The following is an 18,184-nucleotide window of genomic DNA, read 5'->3' on the forward strand; positions in this document are numbered from 1 at the left end:
GTATGGTGGCGCCATGGCAAGTGAACGGCCGCGGACGCCGGTGAGGAGTGTGTCGTTCCGGCTCGGCGTGCTCGGGGTCGCGCAGGAGGCGCAGTTCGCGGCGGGGCTGGCCGGGCTCGAGCTGAAGCCGAAACACGTGGCCGTGCTGAGCGTGTTGCGGACCAAGGGCGCCGAGTCGCAACTGGAGCTGTCGCAGATCATGCGGGTGGCCCCGAGCCTCGTGGTGCTGCTCGTCGATCAGCTGGAGACGCGCGGGGCGGTGGCCCGGGTGCGTGATCCGGCCGATCGGCGCAAGCAGCAGGTGCACCTGACCGTCGAGGGCGCTCGCCTGCTGGAGGCGGCCACCGAGGTGTCGGCGCGGCTGGACGAGGAGCTGATCGCCTCGCTCAGCCCGGCCGACCGGGCCGACCTGGTCCGGGTGCTCGACCGGCTCGCCGCCGGCGACGGACTGTTGTCGGCGAAATAGACCGCCACCGCTACGGTGAGCGGTGTGACCGACACGTTGCCGATCCGCCGTCGCGAGCTGGCCGAGATCCTCGCCGACATCGAGAACGGGCGCTCGGCCGGGGTTCTGGTGCTCGGCATCGACGGCTCCGGCAAGACAGTCCTGCTCGGCATGCTCGGCGAGGACCTGCGTCAGCGGGGCCGGGCGGTCTTCCACGTCGACCTGTCGGGAGTGCGGCGGGCGGTCGAGGTGGGCAGCCGGGTTCTGGAGGCCGTGCTCGGGACGCGGACGTTGCAGTCGTCGTCGGGGGCGCCGGCCCTGTCCGAGACGATCGAGGTGCTGCGGGCGGCCGAGCCCGATGTGGACCGGCCCGTGCTGATCTTCGACAGCCTCGACTCGGCGGTCGACCCGGCCGGTACGGCGTCCGCCCTCACCGAGTTCAGTCACCTCTTGCCGCACTGGCAGTTCGTGGTCGGCTCGCGGCCACCGGTCACCGGTGGCCTGGAGCAGTTCGCCGCGTACACCCTGGCCCCGCTCAGCCGCGAGGAGGCGGCGCTGCTCTTCCGCCGGCTGATCCAGGGCGTCGACGGTGTGGAGACGAGCGGGGCGGCGTCGATTCGGGACTACATCGAGCAGATCATCGAGCGGGTCGTCGAGGGCACACCCGACCCGGACAAGACCCGTTCGCTGCTCGACCGGCTCGCCCTGAGCGGCGGGCGGGAGCGCATCGACGTGCTGGCCGCCCGATCGGGTGTCCTCGAGGACGACGCCGTCCGCCTGTTCCTCAACGCGCCGGCCGGCTCGGCGTCCGGACCGACAGTGGTCCTGCCCGACCTGGTGCGCGACGTCTACCTCGCGTGGCGGCTGGCCGGGCGGCCGTTCCAGCTGGCCGACCTGCGGTTCGGGGCCGAGGACGCGGAGCGCGACGACCTGCTGGAGGAGAGCTTCGTCCTCTGGCAGAACGTGGGGTCGATCCTCAGCCAGCGTCGCTCGATAGTGGTCGGCGACCGCGGCGCCGGCAAGAGCGCGATCTTCCACAAGCTCTCCGCCGGTCAGGAGAACGTCGAGGTCTTCCCGGTGGCCAACCCGAGCGACCTGCTCCAGCGGATCGCCGGTCCGAACACCCACGACGCCGACACGCTGCGGGCGGCCTGGCTGGTGGTGGTCGCGGCCGTGGTGGCGGCGGCGCTGCCCGAGGACGCGCCCCGCAAACTTCTTCAGGAGGGCGCCGAGCTCCGTACGGCTGTGGGCCTGCCCAGCCGGGCCATCGGCCGGACCAAGCGGGCGCTGCGGGCCATGGCCCGCCCGTTCGGCGGCACCACGCTGCGGTTCGCCGTCGGGCCGGTCAACCTGGAGGCCGAGCTGCCGGTGGGCAGCGCGCCGAGCACCAGCACGGTCGACGTCGAGGCGTTCCTCAACGTCACCGACAAGATCCTGCGGGCCGAGAAGCGCCGGGCCGTCGTGCTCTTCGACCGGATCGACGAGCTTTTCAAGTACGACCGCGCCCGCCAGGAAGCCGTCGTGCAGGGCCTGCTGCAGGTGGAGGGGCGGATCAGCCTGCTCGACGGCCTCGACCTGGTGGTCTTCCTGCGCACCGACCTGTTCGAGCTCTACGACATCCAGGAGAAGAACAAGCTGGTCTCCCGGCGGCTGGTGCTCGACTGGACCGAGGAGGACTGGCTTCAGGTGCTGGTCCGCCGGGTGCTGGCCAACGCGCCGCTGGGCTGGGTGGCCGAGCGGCTGCGGCTGCCGGCCGGTGGTTTCGAGACCCGTCCGGCGCTGAGCGTGCTCTTCCCGGCCACGGTCGAGGGCCGTCCGATCGACCGGTGGCTCTCCGACTCCGTACGCAATGGCAATGGTGACGTCTCGCCGCGCCTGGCCGTTCTGCTGCTCCACCTGGCCCGCGAATATTCGGCCCGTCCGCACGCGACCGTGAACGCGCTGCCGCTCTTCTCGGCGGCGGCGGTCGCGCGGGCCATGACCGAGGTGTCGGAGCTGAGCTTCTCCGAGGTGGTGAACGACTTCAAGGTCGCGTCGTCGTTCGTCCTGAACTGCCGCGCCGGCAAACGGACCCTGTTCAGCCTGGCCGAGGTCGAAGGCCTCTTCGAGGCCTCGGAGGGTCCGATCAGCGAGCAGGTACGTCTCCTGGAGCGCCTCGGCTTCCTGGAAAGGGTGGTCCGCGACAACGGTGACGGCGCGCGCTCGATGTTCCGGATCCCGGAGCTCTACACCCGCTGCTGGGAGTCCGCCTAGCCGGGCGTGAAAGGCTGGCCGGCATGCACATCACGGCCCTGTACTCGTACCCCGTCAAGGGTTGCCACCGCATCGAGCACGACGTGGTGGAGGTGGAGCCGTGGGGCCTGGCCGGTGACCGGCGATGGCTGATGGTCGACCCCGACGGCGTGGGCATCACCCAGCGCGAGACTCCCCGCCTCACCCAGCTGCGGGTCCGGCCCCGTCCGGGCGGTCTGGTGCTGAGCGCGCCCGGCCTGCCCGACCTCGACATCGACGAGCCACAGGACGGGCCGATCGAGGGGGTACGGGTCTTCCGGCGCAAGCAGGCGGTGCCCGGCCGCGTCGCCGAGAAGGAGTGGAGCAGCCGTTTCCTCGACCGCGACGCGCGCCTCGTGTGGCAGCAGGACACCCAGGGGCGTTCGCTGGAGTCGCACGCCGGGCCGGACGACCGGGTCAGCTTCGCCGACGGCTTCCCGATGTTGCTCGCCAACGAGGGTTCCCTGGCCGCGCTGAACGACTGGCTGCCCGAACCGGTCCCGATGACGCGTTTCCGGCCCAACCTGGTCGTCGCCGGCGCTCCGGCCTGGGCCGAGGACACCTGGCTGGGCCGGCGGCTGCGGGTCGGCGACGCGACGTTCCGGGCGGCCAAGTCGTGTGCGCGCTGCCTGGTGACCACCATCGATCAGGAGACCGGGGAGAAGGGGCGGGAGCCGCTGCGGACGCTCGCCGAGCATCGCCGCTTCGACGACGGATTACTCTTTGCCATCAACCTGATTCCCGACATTTCCGATGTGTCGATTAAGGTGGGCGATCCGGTCGACGTGCTCGAACCGATCGGGTGAAGCAAGCCACCCGAGTCTTAGGAGTGTCTTAGGAAAGTTGCCGCTACCCCCTCGGCGGTGCAGGGTCGGTCAGCGTGACCGGAAGATTTCGCCTGCTGACGCCCCGCTGGCTCGCCGCTGGAGGCGCCGCCGTCCTGGCCGCCGTCCTCGGTATGGCCCTCGTTTTCCAGAACAGTGGCGCCGCGTGCGCGGCCCCGCCGTCCACGTCGGCGAGCAAGGGCAAGGCGACATACTTCTCCTTGGACGGGACGCTCGGTAACTGCTCGTTCCCGTCGGCGCCGGCGGACGATCTGTTCGTGGCGCTGGGGCAGCACAACCAGTACTCCGAGGGCGCGGCCTGCGGCACGTACATCGATGTCACCGGCCCGAAGGGCTCGACCCGGGTGAAGGTCATCGACTCCTGCCCGGAGTGCCCGGCCGGTCACCTCGACCTGAGCCTCACGGCGTTCAAGAAGATCGGCGTGCAGTCGGACGGGATCATCCCGATCACGTACCGGACGGTGCCGAACGCGGCCGTGCCCGGCCCCGTCTCCGTGCGGGTCAAGGAGGGCTCGTCGCAGTACTGGCTGAGCGTGCTGATCGACAACCACGCGAACCAGCTGGCCTCGGTCAAGGTCGCCGGCTCGGGCGGCACGTTCAAGTCGGCCACGCGCGAGGACTTCAACTACTGGACGCTGCCGAGCGGCGCCGGCAGCGGCCCCTTCAAGGTCAAGATCACCGACATCTACGGCAACTCGGTGACCGTCCCGAACATCAAGCTGTCGCCCGGCAAGACCCAGCAGACCAGCGCGAAGCTGGCCGGCGGCGTGGTGAAGAAGACTCCTGAGAAGAAGAAGCAGAAGGCGACACCGTCTCCCACCCCCTCGAAGACGTCGGTGGCACCGAAGGCGGCGCCTTCGTCGGCCGCGCCGGCCCAGAAACTGGTGGAGTCCGCGGCCGCCCCCGCCACGACCACGGCCCCGCCCGCGCCACCGGCGCCGCCGGCGGCCGTGGACCTGGCCGCCGGCACAGCGTCGAAGTGCGGCTAGGCCAGGTCGAGCCACATGTAGGTCTCGTCGCGATCGTCACCGGGCGCCAGTCGCAGGGCGCCCGGGATGCGGCCCACCTCGCGATAGCCGAGCCCCAGATAGAACCGCTCGATGCCCAGCCCGCCGCGCACGGTGACCTGAAGGGCGGACAGCCCCATCCGCCGCCCGAGCGCCTCGGCCTCCCGCATGAGCGCGGCCCCGTACCCCTTGCCCTGGCTCTTCGGGGTGACCATCACTCGCTTGAGCACGCGCCAGTGGCTCTTGAGGGCGAACCGGTTGTCCACGACGAAGAGCAGCGCCACCAGTTCGTCGCCGTCAAACCCGGCCAGCAGCCGGTCATGCCCGTCCGCGACCCCTCGAAAGGCGGCGTGGGCCACCGGCCGCACGGCATCGGCCTCGACCGGCGCGACAAAGCCGACCGCCCCACCCGCGTTGGTGACGTCGACCCACAGGGCAACCGCCCGCTCCTTCAGGTCATCGGTGAGCGGCGGATCCACGACGAACTCGATTCCCATGCCCTCATCCTTACGGCATTTCGTCGGTACGCCCGTGTGCCTTCCGTCTCGCCAATCCCCCACGGCGTCTCGGCGCCAGGTCGAGCGCGGGGCGTCTCATGAGGGCGGCCGCGCCAATCAGTCAACGCCGCAAAACGCCCCAGCCCAGGTTATGGGGACCGGGCCGAGCTGCGTCAACGAAGGTGCGGAAGGGGGGACTTGAACCCCCACGCCCTTTCGGGCACGGGCACCTAAAACCCGCGCGGCTGCCTATTTCGCCACTCCCGCCGGGCCGGCCCGGATGTCCGGACCAGCGCGTTGTAGAGATTCTAGACGGTCCGGGCGGCGGTCAGGGGCCCGGCCTTGCTTGACGGAGTGAGTACTCACTCCGTACGGTTGGGGGCATGACAACGACACCCCCAGCCCGGCGCCGAGCGCCCGGCATGACTCCCGAACAGCGGCGCGAAGCCATCGTCAGCGCCGCCCTGCCCCTGGTCGCCGAGCACGGCGGCGCGGTCACCACCGCCCAGATCGCCCGTGCCGCGGGCATCGGCGAGGCGACCATCTTCCGGGTCTTCGACGACAAGGACGCCGTCCTCCAGGCCTGCGTCGCGCGGGCCCTCGACCCGGGCAACCTGCTGTCCCAACTGCACTCGATCGCGCTGGACCAGCCCCTGGCCGATCGCCTGATCGAGGCCTTGGACGCCCTGAACGCCCACGGTCGCCGCATCGGCGCGGTGATCGGCGCCCTGCACGCCTCCGGCCTGCCCCACCGCCGCCCCCACTCGGGCGACGCCGACCTGTCCGCCCTCTCGGCGTCGCGCGACGAGTCCCAGTCGGCCACCCGCCGGGCGCTGCTCGACCTCATCGAGCCCGACCAGGAGATCCTGCGCCTTCCCGCCGAGGCGGTGACCGACGCCTTCCTGGGCATCGTCACCAGCCGGGGCCCGGGCCGAGGACTTCCCGTGGCCGAGCTGGTCGACCTTTTCCTGTACGGAGCGCTCGCCCGGCCCGAGGCCGCTTCATGACCGAGGGGAGAGGCCCTAACCGACTGTCGTCAGGTGGACGGCGGCGACGGTCACCAGTCCGGCCCCGAAAAGGGTGATGCCGGTGGCGGCCAGCACGGGGGTCACTCTGGTGGCCCTGGTCAGCAGGGCGAACGTGCGGGAGCTCCGGGTGACCAGGGAACTGCCGGCGACGGCCAGGACCCCGACGCCGAAGAGGACCACGGCCATGCCGATGCCGAAGGTCAGCACCAGCAGGAGGGCGAAGCCGGCGCGGCCCAGGAACAGGCCGGTGGCCAGCACCAGGAAGGCCGCCGGGGACGGGGTCAGGCCGCCCGAGATGCCCAGCAGCAGCAGGCCGGGGCGACGGGAGTGGCTGTGACCGTGGTCGTGGTCATGGGAGTGGGAGTGATCATGCGAGTGGGAGTGGGAGTGGGAGTGGGAGTGGGAGTGGTCGTGGTGATGATGGCCGCTGAGATGGCGGCGCAGCATCCAGACGCCGGTGGCCACGATCAAGGCGCCCGCCGCCACCTGGAGCCACGTGGTCAGCTGCTCCATGCGTACGAAGTCGGAGAGTGACAAGAAGGTCCAGGCGATACCGATGACCAGGACCGAGAAGGTGTGCATGGCCGCCACGGAACCGCCCAGCCAGGCGGCGTCGCGGATGCGGCCCTTCGAACCGGCCAGGTAGGCCGCGGCCAGCGTCTTGCCGTGGCCGGGGGCCACCGCGTGGCCGGCGCCGGCCAGGAAAGCGATCAGGAACGCCAGCGGGGTCACGCCCGGGGTGTGGATGAGGTCCTGCATCCGTTCGGACAGGACTGAGCCGTCGATCATGCCGTCACCACCCGGCGGCGGCGCCTCAGCAGCACGACGGCGGCGGCCACCACGGCCAGGAGAGCGCCGATGACCGCCGCCAGCTGCGTGAACGCGCTCTTGGCGCCACCGGCCGGGCGGGCGCCCACCAGGGTCCAGGCGTGTGACTCGTTGCCGCCCTCGTAGACGTACCTCTGGCCCTCGGGTCCGGTCGCCAGCGTGCGGTACGCGGGGTTGAGGTCGGTCAGCATGCGCACCGCCACCGTGGCCGACGTGACGGGGGACGGGCAGGCGAACTCGGCGGTGGCGCCCTTGAGCGCCAGCGCCTGAATCGGCTCCAGCACCTGCCCGGCGCACTCCCGCGTGCCGTCCGTGACCGCGATCCGCCGCAGGAAGTAGTCGGCGAACTTCGAGGACGCGCCGACGACGCCGGGGTCGGTGTAGCGGTAGTCGACGTTGCCGTCGGCCTTCACCCTGTCCTCGGGCAGGAGGCCGAGTGTCACCCCGAGCAGGGTGAGGTCGTCGGGGCCGCCGACCCGCCACTTCACCTGCACGACCTCGGGGCGCTGCTCGTCGAGCGTGATGGCCACCGTCTGCGGATCACCGAACGGATGTGCCGCCGCCGGTGAGGGCGCGGCGACCGCGATCCCGGCGACGGCCAAGGTCACCAGGGCGCGTGAGCTGTACTGAACCACGGAAGGCAGTCTGGCCACGCTTGGTGATCTTGAAGAGACGCCGACATGAACAGCTCCTGGTCAGTCGGTGCGGTGAGCGATACGCCGTCACGTAGCCCGGACCGCAGTCGACGTCCCGTGTGGAGAGCGGCGCCGCATACAGCACGGCGGCCGCCTCGCGAATCAAAGCCGCGTGACAGCCGCCGTGGGACAGAGGACCTCGGGCCGGTCGCCCTCAACCATCGGCAGAAAGGTGCGGGACTGAAGGATTTCAGTCGATGCCGAGATCGCGGCGGAGCTTGGCGACGTGACCGGTGGCCTTGACGTTGTACAGCGCGCGCTCGATCGTGCCGTTCTCGTCGATCACGAACGTGGAGCGGATCACACCCATGACCTTCTTGCCGTAGTTCATCTTCTCGCCGAAAGCGCCGTACGCGGTCAGAACGCTCTTGTCCTCGTCGCTGATCAGCGGAAAAGTGATCGCGTCGCGCTCGCGGAACTTGGCCAGCTTGGCCGGCGCGTCGGGCGAGATGCCGACGACCTCGTATCCGGCGGCCTGCAACGAGCCGAGCGAGTCGCGGAAATCGCACGCCTGAGTGGTGCAGCCGGGGGTCATGGCGGCCGGGTAGACGTACAGGATGACCTTGCGTCCGCGCAGGTCGGAAAGGGTGAGCCGGTCGCCGTTGTCGGTCGGCAGCGAGAACTCGGGAGCGGTGTCGCCGGCGGAGAGTCGGTCAGTCATGCTGCGACGATAGTCCGGTCCGGTTGCGGGGCCGGCAAGGCGGCACGCAGCCGCAGGACGCCGGTCAGGGCCAGCCCGGCCCCGGCGCCGATCGCCACCGCGACGGCCGCGCGGGTGAGGACGGCCGGCCCGGCCGCCGGCAGCACCGCGGCGTCGAAGACCCCCGTCGAGTTGAAGCCGCCGAACAGCGCCACCACCGCCCCGGCCAGCGCCAGGAAGAAGGGCGGATGGCGATAGGCGGCGGCCACACCGATGAGACCGGACAGCACCAGGACGGGCGAGGGGCTTCCGCCGTCGAGGGCGGTCGTCACGGCGTACAGCAAAGGGCTTGACCCCGCGATGAGCGCGAGTGGCCGCACGGAGGACGACCAGCGACGGGCCAAAGCCACCGTGGCGAGACCGGCCAGGCCGGCGCCGAGCCACCAGAGCCCGGCCCGCGGCGGCGGCTCCCAGTCGAGGGTGCCGCGCAGCTCGAACGTGCGGACCTGTTCGCGCAGCGGCACCACCCAGTCGCGCAGGCGATGCGCGCGCGAGGGATCGGCCTGCGCCTGCGGCGGCAGACCGGGGCTGAGCCAGTGGGTGCGCTGATCGTGCCACCGCACGGTGGTCGAGGAGGAGATCTTGCGCCAGGTGGGGGGCGAGGTGGGTTGGGCGTACGCCGGGACGGGCGTGTCGCCGGTGACGGTCTCATTGATGTACGAGGCGGGGGAGCTCGTGTTCTGGTAGGTGCCGTCGGGGCGGACGTCGAGATAGGGCTCGCCGGAATATCCGAGGACCTCGACCGCGTGGCCGGTCTCGTTGCTCAGCTCGAGCCGGGCCCCGGCCTCGACCGTGCGGACGGTCAGACCCTTCTCGGGCGTGCTGATCCCGGTGATCGCGGTCCGGTAGGCCGTCGCGTCGGGCGTGTCACCGGCGTGCGCGAGCGCCGGAGCGGCCGGAGCGATCACCGCCCCGGCCGCCGCCATGATCAAAAGGAGGCGTTTCACCCCTCGGCGGCCTGCACAGCCTGCTCGAACACGGCCGTCGTGGGCAGCGTGTTGTTCGGGCCCTCGACCTGCTTGCCGTTCACGACGATGGTCGGCGTGCCGTTGAAGCCGCGCGACGCGAACGTGTCGGTCACCTTGGTCATCCAGTTGTCGTACGTCTTGTCGTTCACCGCTGTCTCGAAGCTCGCGCCGAGACCGACCGACTTGCCCAGCTCGATCAGCTTGGCGTCGGTGAGGCCGGAGCTGCCCTCCTCGGGCTGGTTGGCGTAGAGCACGTCGTGATATTCGGTGAACTTGCCGTCCACGGCGGCCGCGGCGGCGGCGCCACCGGAGCGGGTCGAATATTTGGTGCCGTTCGACGCCTCGTCGAGGATGGCCACCGGGTGGTAGCGCACGGTCACCCGCTTGTCGGTGATCATCTGCTTGATCGAGGGGCCGGTCTGCTGCTCGAACTGGTTGCAGATCGGGCACATGAAGTCTTCGTAGAGGTCGACCGTGACCGGGCCGGTGCCGACCGCGAAGGCCGTGCCGTCGTCGACGGCGACGCTCGGGGTGGTCACCTGGGACGCCTCGGTCTTCTTGTTCTGGTTGGCCAGCACACCCCAGCCGATGCCACCGGCGATCACCAGCACCGCCACGACGACCACAGTCGTCCAGATGGTGACCTTGCGGCGTTTCTCGGCCGCCTTCTGCGCCTCGACGATCTTGCGCGCCTGCGCGTTCTTCCGGTCTCTGTCGCCCTTGCTCATCTCTCTCCCAACAACAGGCCGTCGAGCGAGAACTTCGTCCGCGGTTTCCACAGCAGGATGCCGGCGAGGACGAGGAAGCCCACGTCACGCGCGATGTCCAGGCCGTACTCCGCGGTCCGCCCGCCGGTCAGCTCCCCGCCCTTGCTGAAGCAACCACAGTCGATCTGCAGCCCCCGCGCCCAGGCCGAGATGATGCCCCCGATGAAGATCACCAGCAGGACGGCGGCGATGGCCGCGCTCAGCCGGGTCGCGATGCCGATCACCAGCAGAAGGCCCAGAGCGATCTCCAGGAACGGCTGTACGGCACCGACCACCTTGGCGGTCTCCCAGGACATCAGGTCGTACGCGTTCACGGCGCGGCCCGAGGCGGCCAGGTCGGTCACCTTGAGCCCACCGGAGATCAGGAAAACCGCGGCCAGGCCGAGTCGCGCCAGGGTGGAGACCCAGGGCCACGCTGCCGTCAGCCGGGATGGCCGCTGCTTCAAGTCCATGGTCACCCCACTTAGTCGATGCCACTGTCCCGCCGGTTCCCCCCATTCTGCTGGGGTTCTGCTGGGAAAAGGCTGACTAGACGGCGCGAGCCTCCGCCACAGCGGTCACGAGCTCGTCGCGGGCCCGGGCCACCCGGGACCGGATCGTGCCCACCGGAACATCCTCCACCTGCGCGGCTTCGGCATAGGAGAGTCCAAGGACCTGTGTGAGCACGAACGCGGTGCGGCGCTCGTCACTGAGGCGGCCGAGAAGGTCGGCGGTGGTGAGCCGGTGGGCCGGATCGGGCGACGGCTGATCGGTCCACGCCTGAGCGGCCAGCCGCACGTCGAGCCGGCGCCGGCGCACGACGGCCCGCAGGTGGTCGGCGCAGGTGCGGCGGGCGATGCCGAGCAGCCAGGTGCGGACACTGGAGCGGCCCTCGAACGCCGGCAGGGCCCTGAACGCCCGCAGGAACGTCTCCTGGGTCAGGTCGTCGGCGGCGCCGGGGTCGACCAGGGCCGCGCAGAGACGCCACACCTCGGCCTGGGTGGCGCGGACCAGCGCCGCTTGGGCGGCGGGGTCGCCGGCACGGGCGAGCTCGGTCGTCTCCTCCAGGCCGTCCATGGCGGTCATCGTACGCGGAATGGAGTCTTTCGATGTCTTCTCCCACCCGCCAGTGGGCGTTCAGGTTGAGATCGGGCAGCATGTCGGGGTGACTAATCGGCGGCGCATGCGCGTGTACGGGGCTCTAGCCGGTCTGCTGGTCGGGTTCTTCGCGGTTCTGCTGGGCCCGGCCGCGCCCGCGAGCGCGCACGCGGCCCTGGTCAACAGCGATCCCGCCAACGGCACGATCGTGCCCGACGCGCCGAATAAGGTGACCCTCACGTTCAGCGAGTCGGTCCAGCTGCTCTCCGGCAAGATCCAGGTGCTGGCCCCGGACAGCAGCCGCGCCGACCAGGGCGAGCCGACCGTCGACGGCGGCACCGTGACGATCCCGCTGCGCTCGGGCGGCGGCCGGGGGACGTACCTCGTCAGCTACCGGGTCATCTCGGCCGACAGCCACCCGGTCGGCGGCAGCATCACCTTCTCGGTCGGCGCCGCGTCGACGCCGCCCTCGGCCACGATCGACGAGACCAAGGTCAACCCGGTCGTCCGCGCTCTCATCCCGGTCGGGAAATACCTGGGGTACGCCGGGCTGGTGCTCCTCGTCGGTCCGGTGCTGGTGCTCGCGCTGCTCTGGCCGCACCGGCTCAGCCGCCGCGGACCGGGCCGGGTCATCTGGACCGGCGTCGGCCTGATCACCGTGAGCACGCTGATGGCGCTCTGGCTCCAGGCGCCGTACTCCACCGGCTCCACGCTCTTCGACGTGCGCGTCGGCGACCTGCGCGACGTGCTCGGCAGCACGTTCGGCGCGGTCATGCTGGTGCGCCTCGGTGTCGTCTGCGCGGCCGCCCTGCTGCTCAGACCCCTGGTGCGCGGCCGGGGCAACGAGTCCAAGGCCGACCTGGCCCTGCTCGGTGTGCTCGGGGTGGCCGCGCTGGCCACCTGGCCGCTGACCGGTCACCCGACCGCCTCCCCGGTGGCCGGCGTCTCGGTCGTGGTCGACGCGATCCACCTGGCCGCCATGGCCGTCTGGCTCGGCGGGCTGGTCATGCTGGTCGCGTTCCTGCTGCCGCAGGCCGACGAGCGGGAGCTCGGCGCGATCCTGCCGATCTGGTCGCGGTGGGCCGCCACGGCGGTGAGCGCATTGATCATCGCGGGCGTCGTCCAGGCGCTGATCGAGGTGGCGTCGCTGAAAGGGCTGGTCGACAGCACGTACGGCCAATTGATCCTGGTCAAGGTGGGGCTCGCGGCCGTGGTGCTCGGCGTGGCATGGTGGTCGCGACGGCTCGTACGATCGAAATCGGCCGAAACCGAACCGCGCGGCCTCCGCAAAATCGTCATCGCCGAGCTCGCGATCACCGCGGTGATCCTCGGCGTCACCTCGGCCCTGGTGCAGATCTCGCCGCCACGCACGGCCGAGGCGGCCTCGTCGGCCGACACGAGCACGACGGTGACCAAGACCCTCACCGACCCGAAGATGGCCGTCCAGATCGACATCTTCCCGGCCCAGGTCGGCAACAACTCGATTCATCTGTACGCCTTCACGCCCGACAACAAACCGCTGACCGTCGTCGAATGGAAGGCCACGGCGGCGCTCCCGTCGAAGGGCATCGAGGCGATCGACATCCCGCTGCTGCGCATCACCGACTTCCACGCGGTCGGCGACATCGCGCTGCCCCAGCCCGGCGAGTGGACGTTCAAGATCACGGCTCGGACCAGCGACATCGACCAGTCGACACTGACCACGACGGCCACCATCAACTGAAGTTTTTTCCGGCCCGGTTCCCGCTTTCGGCGGGGGCCGGGCTTTTTCATGCTAGTGATTCGCGGCTGTTTGACCACTTTAGGGGTATTTGGATCTGTATGGTCGGCGCAGTTAGTGCTGATACAGGGGGAGAAGCTGATGCGGGTGTTCCGCACCATCCTCGGGATGCTGCTGCTGGCCATCGGCCTGCCGTCGCTGCTCGCCGGCGCCGGCCTCTGGGCCGCCATGCAACACCGCGACGCGGGCGGCGCCTTCAGCGGCGAACTCCAGCGGCTGTCCACACCCGGCTACGCCTTCGTGGTCCCCGACGTGGACCGCCTGCTGCGCGAGGACGCCTCCTTCACCCGCATCGGCGACACACAGTTGCGCTTGCGGGCGGAAACCCAGAACGGCCCGGCGTTCGTCGGCCTGGCCCCCACGGCCGAGGTGCGGCGTTACCTGAGCGGCGTGCCGTTCTCGGTGGTCCGCACGATCGACATCGGCACCGGCGCGCTTCCGGTGGCGACGAACTTCAACCGCGGCCGTACGTCACCAGACACACCACCGGCGAGCAACGACTTCTGGACCAGGAGCGGCCTGGGTCAGGTCGCGTGGACGCCGGGCGACGTGACGGGCGGCCCGTACAGCCTGGTCGTGATGGCCCCGGCGGCCCAGCCGGGTCTGCAGCTGACGGCCACGGCGGAGATCCGCCCCGGCTGGCTCAACTCGAGCACGTGGGGCCTGCTCACCCTGGGCACGCTGCTGCTGATGATCGGCCTGATCACCTTGGCCTGGCCGTCCCGCCGCCGCGAGATCGTCTACGTGGTGGAGCCGAGCCAGGTCCCGGCCTTGATGGCAGCGATCGGCGCACCCATGCCGACGGCCGCCCTCAATCCGCCCCGGCACGGCGGCGCGCACCGCCCCCGAACGCTGGCCGACACGCAGAAGCGCCGCCCCGCAGCCCTGCCCCCAGCTCTGGACTGGCCCCCGTCAGCCGAGCCGGCCATGGCGGGGGCGGTTCCGGCATTGGCGCCGGCGGTTTCTGGTTCCCCGCTCTCCCCGGCCGGGCCGTCCGCTTCGTCCCTTCCGTCGGCTTCCGTAGCCGTGCCTTTCTCGCCAGCCGGCCCTTCCGCAGCGGCGGTTCCCTCTGCTCCACCGGCGTCTACGGCTGGTTCGGCAACCTCCTCGAATTCCGCGACCGAGGCCCCCGCCGGCCGCTCCGATGGGGCGACTCCCACCGCCGAGGCCGCGTCCGCCGATCCGGCCGTCGAGGCCGCAGCGTCTTCGTCCGGCTCTTCTTCTGCGGGCGGATCGGCGCCCCAGAGCCGGCAGCCGGGCGGACCGCCATCGGCTGCTGAGTACGCGGCGGCCACGGCCATCCCGTCACCGGGCTCCCGGCCGAACGGCCAGCGGACACCGGCACCCGGCGAGCCGCTGAGCTACATCGGCGCGCACTCGGCCGCCGGCCCGGTCTCACTCCCGCTGGGCGACGCACCCATCATGCCCGACCCGCTGTTCGGCGGCCGCCCCGAACGAGGCCCCCGCCGCCAAGCAGCCGCACCCACCGACATTCCGATGTTCCGCGCCTCAGCGGTAGGCGCCTGGGTCGCCGAGACGGCCCCCGCCCGAGCCCGAGAGGCCGAGGCCCAGGCCGCCGCCCGGGTAGCCGAAGCCGCCCGCCGCCGAGCCGCCGCCATGCAGAGCCCCACCTCCGCCCCGTCGAGCCCGGCTCCCGAAACCTCCCTCGCCGCCAAGCCGGAACCAGCCGGTTCCCGCCTGATGACCAGCGCCGACATGCCTGCCGGCGAGTCCGCCACCCCGCGTCCGGCTTCACCGCCTTCGGGGCGTCCGGCCGGGAGCAAGCCGTCGCCGCGTCCCAAGCGGACCCCGGAGGCGCTCCCGGCCGCCGGTTCGCGGGAGTCCGATGAAGTTGCTGGCTCGTCTAGTGCGGAGGCCACGGGCGCGCGAGAGGTTCGTGAGCCCGCCACTGGGTCGGCGCCGGCCGATGAGACGGTCTCCGTTGACGCTGTAGCGGCCGCCTATGCGGCGGGAGCCGCGGATGCTCGCGCGTTCCGCGGCGATGCGGCATCTCCGACCGTCGAAACGGCGCACCAGGCCGCCGAAGAAGCAACGGAGACCGCGGGGGCGGCTGCTGCCGATCGCGAACTGGCGACAAGCTCGGCCCGGAGCTCCGAGGGTCAGCGCGATCCGCGTACGGCGGGGCAGCGGGTCTCCATGGTCACGGGTCCGAAGGCCACCGACTGGGCCGCGACCGGCCTCCGCCGGTCCAACTCGCCGCGCGTCGGCCGCCAGTCGCCGCCGAACGGCCGTCCCTTACCGCAAGGGCGACCGTCGCCGGTGCCTCCGCCCGGCGGATTCGTAGCGGCCGGCCCTCAGCCGGACACCGGTCGGGACTTCGGAGCGGAGGCCGCTCAGGAAGCCGGGCGAGGCCGGGGTGCCGAGGCTCACCACGGCAGTGATGTTGGTCGCGGAGAGCGGGTTGATTCTGGCGTTCGGGGCGATTCGGCCGTACATGTTGACTCGGTCGTTGTGGTTGACCCGGCTGGGCTGGGGAAGACGGCGACTTCGGGTGATGGCGTGGGAGCGGATAGCTCCGGCACTGGGCCCGGGACGGCTGTGTCAGGCAGCGCCGGTGGGACTGTTCGCGAAGGCGAGCGGGACGCCGAGCCGATGCGGGGACAGCCCACGAAGCGTTACTCGGAGTCGGCCACCCCATCCGCCAGTGGGGGCCGGCCGGCCGTGGAGGCCGGCACCGAGGCCACCGGCGAAAGCCAGGGCCCGGTGCCGGTTTTCCCGCCTGCTGGGGAGACCGGCATTGCGGGCCAGGCTCGAGTCGTGGCGGAACAGCCTCTCGCTGGGCCCGCGGCCGCGCCTGTGGACAACACCACCGCGAACCAGGCCCCGAACAAGCCGTCGGCCGGCCTCTCCGGCACCTCGGTGGATGGTGAGCCCACCGGAACCACCGCGCCGGCTCCGCCTCGGCCCGCGGTTCCCCGGCCACCGGCACCCTCGCGGCCGGTTCTTCCTTCGCCGGCGCGGCCCTCGCCCTCGGACTCGGGTGGCAGCACGGAGAGGTCGGCCGGGGAAGGCTCGATGCCGGCGCAGCCCCCGTCCCCGGGGTCGGTCGCCGAAGGCTCGATGCCGGCGAGGCCCCTGTCCCCGGGGTCGGAGGGCAGTGCGGAGAGGTCGGTCGGCGAAGGCTCGACGCCGGCGCGGCTCCCGTCCCCGGGTTCGGAGGATGTCACGGCGGGACGCAGTTCGGCGGCGGCCGATGAAGGGTCGGCGTCGGGGCGGGATCACGGGATCGATGGCTCGGGGCAGGGCGCTTCGGGGGAGTCGACCGCCGCGGGCGAGATGCCGGCTGCGTCGAGCGTGGCGGGTTCGGGAAACGGTGAAGCCGGTGCGGAGCAGGAGCTTGGCGAGGAGAAGGCTGGCGATGGTGCTGAAGGGACGGCGGCGGAGGAAGTGAGAGCGCGCGGGTTGGGGCCTCGGGCCGGTGAAGGTGGGCTGCTCGCTCAGGCTCAGGGGCGGCTTGAAGGTGGGATTTCCCCCAGCTTTGCCGGGCGGCTGCCGGGGAACGGGTCGGGGCGGCCGGCGCCGGTTGCCTGGCGGCGGGCGGCGGAGAGTGTGGCCGCGCGAGCGGCTGCCGCCGCGGCTGAGGATTCCGGGGAAGAGGTTGAACAGCCGAAGGCCCTGGCCAAGCCGGTGCGGAGCCGGGCCGTCCGGGTGAAGGCGCCCGAGCCGGAGCCGTCGGTGGCCGCGGACGTCGAAGAGGAAAGCGGGGAGGCCGCCGGTCAGCCGACGCGCGCGGTCAAGGCGACGGCGGCGACCAGAGGCAAGCCGGGCGGGTCCGCGAGATCGGCGGCAGCGGCGGCCAAGCCGGCCGGACAGGCGAGCCCAGCGAAGGCGCCCGGGCAGACGACCCCAGCGACGGCGCCCACGCAGGCGACGTCGCCTAAGGCAGTTGGGCAGGCGACCTCAGCTAGGACAGCCGGGCAGGCGGCTTCGGCTAAGGCGGCGGGGCAGGCGGCTTCGGCTAAGGCGGCCGGGCAGTCGGCCTCGGCCAAGCCGGCTGGGCAAAGCAAGGCGACCAAGCCGGCGGGGCAGGCCAAGGCGGCGGGGTCGACTAAGCCGGCGGGGCCGGCCAAGCCGGCCTCCTCGGCCAAGGGGGTCAAGGCCAAGCCCAAGCCCGTACGGCAGCAGCCTGACGTTCCGCTGCGGACCAGCACGGGGATCATTCCGGCTCGGAGTGGTACGCCCACCGGGTGGCTGGCCGCCTATCAGAAGGAAGCCGCCGAGCTGCTTGCCGCGTCCGGTCAGCAGCGGCGGCGGCGCCGGAGCAGCACGACGACCTCGGCCGATCAGGTGGACAGCACGGAGTCGAGCAGTCGCCGGCGGCGGTCGGCTCCGGCCGCCGAGGACTGAGGCGCACCGCATCATGAAGGCCGTCCCGGATCGGGGCGGCCTTCGTCGTACGGCCGAAAGGGCCCTCCACGCTGCCGACGCGGAAGGCCCTTTACCGGGGGAACGGAGTAACCGAAGGGGGGCTTCGTCCGTTAAGAGCAGTTTAGCCACAAGTGGTGCTTTGTGGGAAGTCATCGCCTGAAAGCGGGCAATTGTGCTGCTCATGCCCGGATGGGTGGCTCGGAAACACGTCGCAGCGGTTCGGGGGGTTGCGGCGTACGCTGTTCGGGTGGCGGATCTTCTGGTGTGGATCGACTGTGAGATGACGGGCCTCGATCTGGGCAAGGACAAGCTCATCGAGGTGGCGGCTCTGGTCACCGATCCCGACCTCAACGTGCTCGGCGACGGCGTCGACCTGGTCATTCACGCCGACGACGCGGCGCTCGACGCGATGCCGCCGGTGGTGCGGGACATGCATGCCAAGTCGGGGCTCACCGATGAGGTGCGGGCGTCGGCGATCACGATGGCCGAGGCCGAGGAGGCCGTGTTGGCGTACGTGCGTCAATTCGTGCCGAACCCCCGCACGGCGCCCCTGTGCGGCAACTCGATCGCGACCGACCGCGGCTTCCTGGCCCGTGACATGCCGGCGCTCGACGACTTCCTGCACTACCGCATGATCGACGTGTCCTCGATCAAGGAGCTGTGCCGCCGGTGGTACCCGCGGGTGTACTTCGGGCAGCCGGCCAAAGGGCTCGCGCACCGGGCGCTGGCCGACATCCGGGAGAGCATCCGCGAGCTCGAGTACTACCGCCGCACGATCTTCGTCCCGCTGCCGGGCCCGGACGTGGAGACGGCGAAGTCGATCGCGGCCGAGCTGTAAGAGGTGTCACCCGGGCGTGTGCGGTAACCCGCTCGACGAGCCCCTCCGG

At 71.2% G+C, this 18,184-nt stretch carries 16 protein-coding genes and 1 tRNA gene; 8 read left to right on the forward strand and 9 right to left on the reverse strand.

Annotated elements, in window-relative coordinates:
• Positions 1-13: 13 nt before the first annotated feature.
• The 4 genes from ACQP2X_RS05675 to ACQP2X_RS05690 all read left to right on the forward strand — a co-directional run bounded on the left by ACQP2X_RS05675 (position 14) and on the right by ACQP2X_RS05690 (position 4,550).
• Entirely contained in the window at positions 14-466 is a 453-nt protein-coding gene (locus ACQP2X_RS05675) for a MarR family winged helix-turn-helix transcriptional regulator (RefSeq protein WP_498694842.1), read from the forward strand.
• A 24-nt stretch (positions 467-490) separates the two neighbouring features.
• Positions 491-2,698, forward strand: a complete 2,208-nt coding sequence (locus ACQP2X_RS05680) for a P-loop ATPase, Sll1717 family (RefSeq protein ID WP_498694843.1) — start codon at positions 491-493, stop codon at positions 2,696-2,698.
• A gap of 23 nt (positions 2,699-2,721) precedes the next feature.
• Positions 2,722-3,522, forward strand: coding sequence for an MOSC domain-containing protein (locus ACQP2X_RS05685; protein WP_498694844.1), 801 nt, complete (start codon positions 2,722-2,724; stop codon positions 3,520-3,522).
• 74 nt (positions 3,523-3,596) lie between these two features.
• Positions 3,597-4,550: an expansin EXLX1 family cellulose-binding protein gene (locus ACQP2X_RS05690; RefSeq protein ID WP_498694845.1), complete on the forward strand. Its 954-nt coding sequence runs from the start codon at positions 3,597-3,599 to the stop codon at positions 4,548-4,550.
• Here the strand turns inward: ACQP2X_RS05690 and ACQP2X_RS05695 are convergent.
• Positions 4,547-5,065: a GNAT family N-acetyltransferase gene (locus tag ACQP2X_RS05695; RefSeq protein WP_498694847.1), complete on the reverse strand. Its 519-nt coding sequence runs from the start codon at positions 5,063-5,065 to the stop codon at positions 4,547-4,549. The genes ACQP2X_RS05690 and ACQP2X_RS05695 overlap by 4 nt on opposite strands.
• A gap of 183 nt (positions 5,066-5,248) precedes the next feature.
• Positions 5,249-5,332, reverse strand: a tRNA-Leu gene (locus ACQP2X_RS05700).
• Positions 5,333-5,448: 116 nt separating this feature from the next.
• Here ACQP2X_RS05700 and ACQP2X_RS05705 point away from each other — a divergent pair.
• Positions 5,449-6,072, forward strand: coding sequence for a TetR/AcrR family transcriptional regulator (locus ACQP2X_RS05705; RefSeq protein ID WP_498694848.1), 624 nt, complete (start codon positions 5,449-5,451; stop codon positions 6,070-6,072).
• A 15-nt stretch (positions 6,073-6,087) separates the two neighbouring features.
• Here the strand turns inward: ACQP2X_RS05705 and ACQP2X_RS05710 are convergent, their stop codons facing one another.
• From ACQP2X_RS05710 to ACQP2X_RS05740, 7 genes are all read right to left on the reverse strand, one after another.
• Positions 6,088-6,882, reverse strand: a complete 795-nt coding sequence (locus ACQP2X_RS05710) for a HoxN/HupN/NixA family nickel/cobalt transporter (protein ID WP_498694849.1) — start codon at positions 6,880-6,882, stop codon at positions 6,088-6,090.
• Positions 6,879-7,556, reverse strand: coding sequence for a hypothetical protein (locus ACQP2X_RS05715; RefSeq protein ID WP_498694850.1), 678 nt, complete (start codon positions 7,554-7,556; stop codon positions 6,879-6,881). Before ACQP2X_RS05715 ends, ACQP2X_RS05710 begins: the two co-directional genes overlap by 4 nt.
• A 250-nt stretch (positions 7,557-7,806) precedes the next feature.
• Positions 7,807-8,277 (reverse strand): thioredoxin-dependent thiol peroxidase, encoded by a 471-nt coding sequence (gene bcp, locus ACQP2X_RS05720; RefSeq protein WP_498694851.1) that lies wholly within the window; start codon positions 8,275-8,277, stop codon positions 7,807-7,809.
• Positions 8,274-9,263, reverse strand: a complete 990-nt coding sequence (locus ACQP2X_RS05725) for a hypothetical protein (RefSeq protein WP_498694852.1) — start codon at positions 9,261-9,263, stop codon at positions 8,274-8,276. Before ACQP2X_RS05725 ends, bcp begins: the two co-directional genes overlap by 4 nt.
• Positions 9,260-10,012 carry a DsbA family protein gene (locus tag ACQP2X_RS05730; protein ID WP_498694853.1) on the reverse strand — a complete coding sequence of 251 codons (753 nt, stop codon included), beginning with the start codon at positions 10,010-10,012 and terminating at the stop codon, positions 9,260-9,262. The genes ACQP2X_RS05725 and ACQP2X_RS05730 overlap by 4 nt, the downstream gene beginning before the upstream one ends.
• Positions 10,009-10,503, reverse strand: coding sequence for a DoxX family protein (locus ACQP2X_RS05735; protein ID WP_498700820.1), 495 nt, complete (start codon positions 10,501-10,503; stop codon positions 10,009-10,011). The genes ACQP2X_RS05730 and ACQP2X_RS05735 overlap by 4 nt, the downstream gene beginning before the upstream one ends.
• Positions 10,504-10,579: 76 nt before the next feature.
• A complete protein-coding gene (locus ACQP2X_RS05740) occupies positions 10,580-11,116 on the reverse strand; it encodes a sigma-70 family RNA polymerase sigma factor (protein ID WP_498694854.1) in 537 nt (178 codons plus the stop codon).
• A gap of 97 nt (positions 11,117-11,213) precedes the next feature.
• Here ACQP2X_RS05740 and ACQP2X_RS05745 point away from each other — a divergent pair, with 97 nt between their 5' ends.
• From ACQP2X_RS05745 to orn, 3 genes are all read left to right on the forward strand, one after another.
• Positions 11,214-12,851: a copper resistance CopC/CopD family protein gene (locus ACQP2X_RS05745; protein WP_498700821.1), complete on the forward strand. Its 1,638-nt coding sequence runs from the start codon at positions 11,214-11,216 to the stop codon at positions 12,849-12,851.
• A gap of 48 nt (positions 12,852-12,899) precedes the next feature.
• A complete protein-coding gene (locus tag ACQP2X_RS05750) occupies positions 12,900-17,276 on the forward strand; it encodes a hypothetical protein (protein ID WP_498694855.1) in 4,377 nt (1,458 codons plus the stop codon).
• A 301-nt stretch (positions 17,277-17,577) separates the two neighbouring features.
• On the forward strand, positions 17,578-18,135 hold the full coding sequence (gene orn, locus ACQP2X_RS05755; RefSeq protein ID WP_498700823.1) for an oligoribonuclease: 558 nt from the start codon (positions 17,578-17,580) through the stop codon (positions 18,133-18,135).
• The last annotated feature ends 49 nt before the right edge of the window (positions 18,136-18,184 follow it).

Origin of the sequence: Actinoplanes sp. CA-131856, assembly GCF_050956135.1 — a bacterium.
Classification (GTDB): domain Bacteria; phylum Actinomycetota; class Actinomycetes; order Mycobacteriales; family Micromonosporaceae; genus Actinoplanes.

Bases quoted from the DNA above. Each gene is read 5' to 3' on its own strand.
- ACQP2X_RS05675 (WP_498694842.1), top strand. From the start codon at position 14: ATGGCAAGTGAACGGCCGCGGACGCCGGTGAGGAGTGTGTCGTTCCGG.
- ACQP2X_RS05685 (WP_498694844.1), top strand. From the start codon at position 2,722: ATGCACATCACGGCCCTGTACTCGTACCCCGTCAAGGGTTGCCACCGC.
- ACQP2X_RS05695 (WP_498694847.1), bottom strand. From the start codon at position 5,065: ATGGGAATCGAGTTCGTCGTGGATCCGCCGCTCACCGATGACCTGAAG.
- ACQP2X_RS05705 (WP_498694848.1), top strand. From the start codon at position 5,449: ATGACAACGACACCCCCAGCCCGGCGCCGAGCGCCCGGCATGACTCCC.
- ACQP2X_RS05710 (WP_498694849.1), bottom strand. From the start codon at position 6,882: ATGATCGACGGCTCAGTCCTGTCCGAACGGATGCAGGACCTCATCCAC.
- bcp (WP_498694851.1), bottom strand. From the start codon at position 8,277: ATGACTGACCGACTCTCCGCCGGCGACACCGCTCCCGAGTTCTCGCTG.
- ACQP2X_RS05730 (WP_498694853.1), bottom strand. From the start codon at position 10,012: ATGAGCAAGGGCGACAGAGACCGGAAGAACGCGCAGGCGCGCAAGATC.
- ACQP2X_RS05735 (WP_498700820.1), bottom strand. From the start codon at position 10,503: ATGGACTTGAAGCAGCGGCCATCCCGGCTGACGGCAGCGTGGCCCTGG.
- ACQP2X_RS05740 (WP_498694854.1), bottom strand. From the start codon at position 11,116: ATGACCGCCATGGACGGCCTGGAGGAGACGACCGAGCTCGCCCGTGCC.
- ACQP2X_RS05745 (WP_498700821.1), top strand. From the start codon at position 11,214: ATGCGCGTGTACGGGGCTCTAGCCGGTCTGCTGGTCGGGTTCTTCGCG.
- ACQP2X_RS05750 (WP_498694855.1), top strand. From the start codon at position 12,900: ATGCTAGTGATTCGCGGCTGTTTGACCACTTTAGGGGTATTTGGATCT.
- orn (WP_498700823.1), top strand. From the start codon at position 17,578: ATGACGGGCCTCGATCTGGGCAAGGACAAGCTCATCGAGGTGGCGGCT.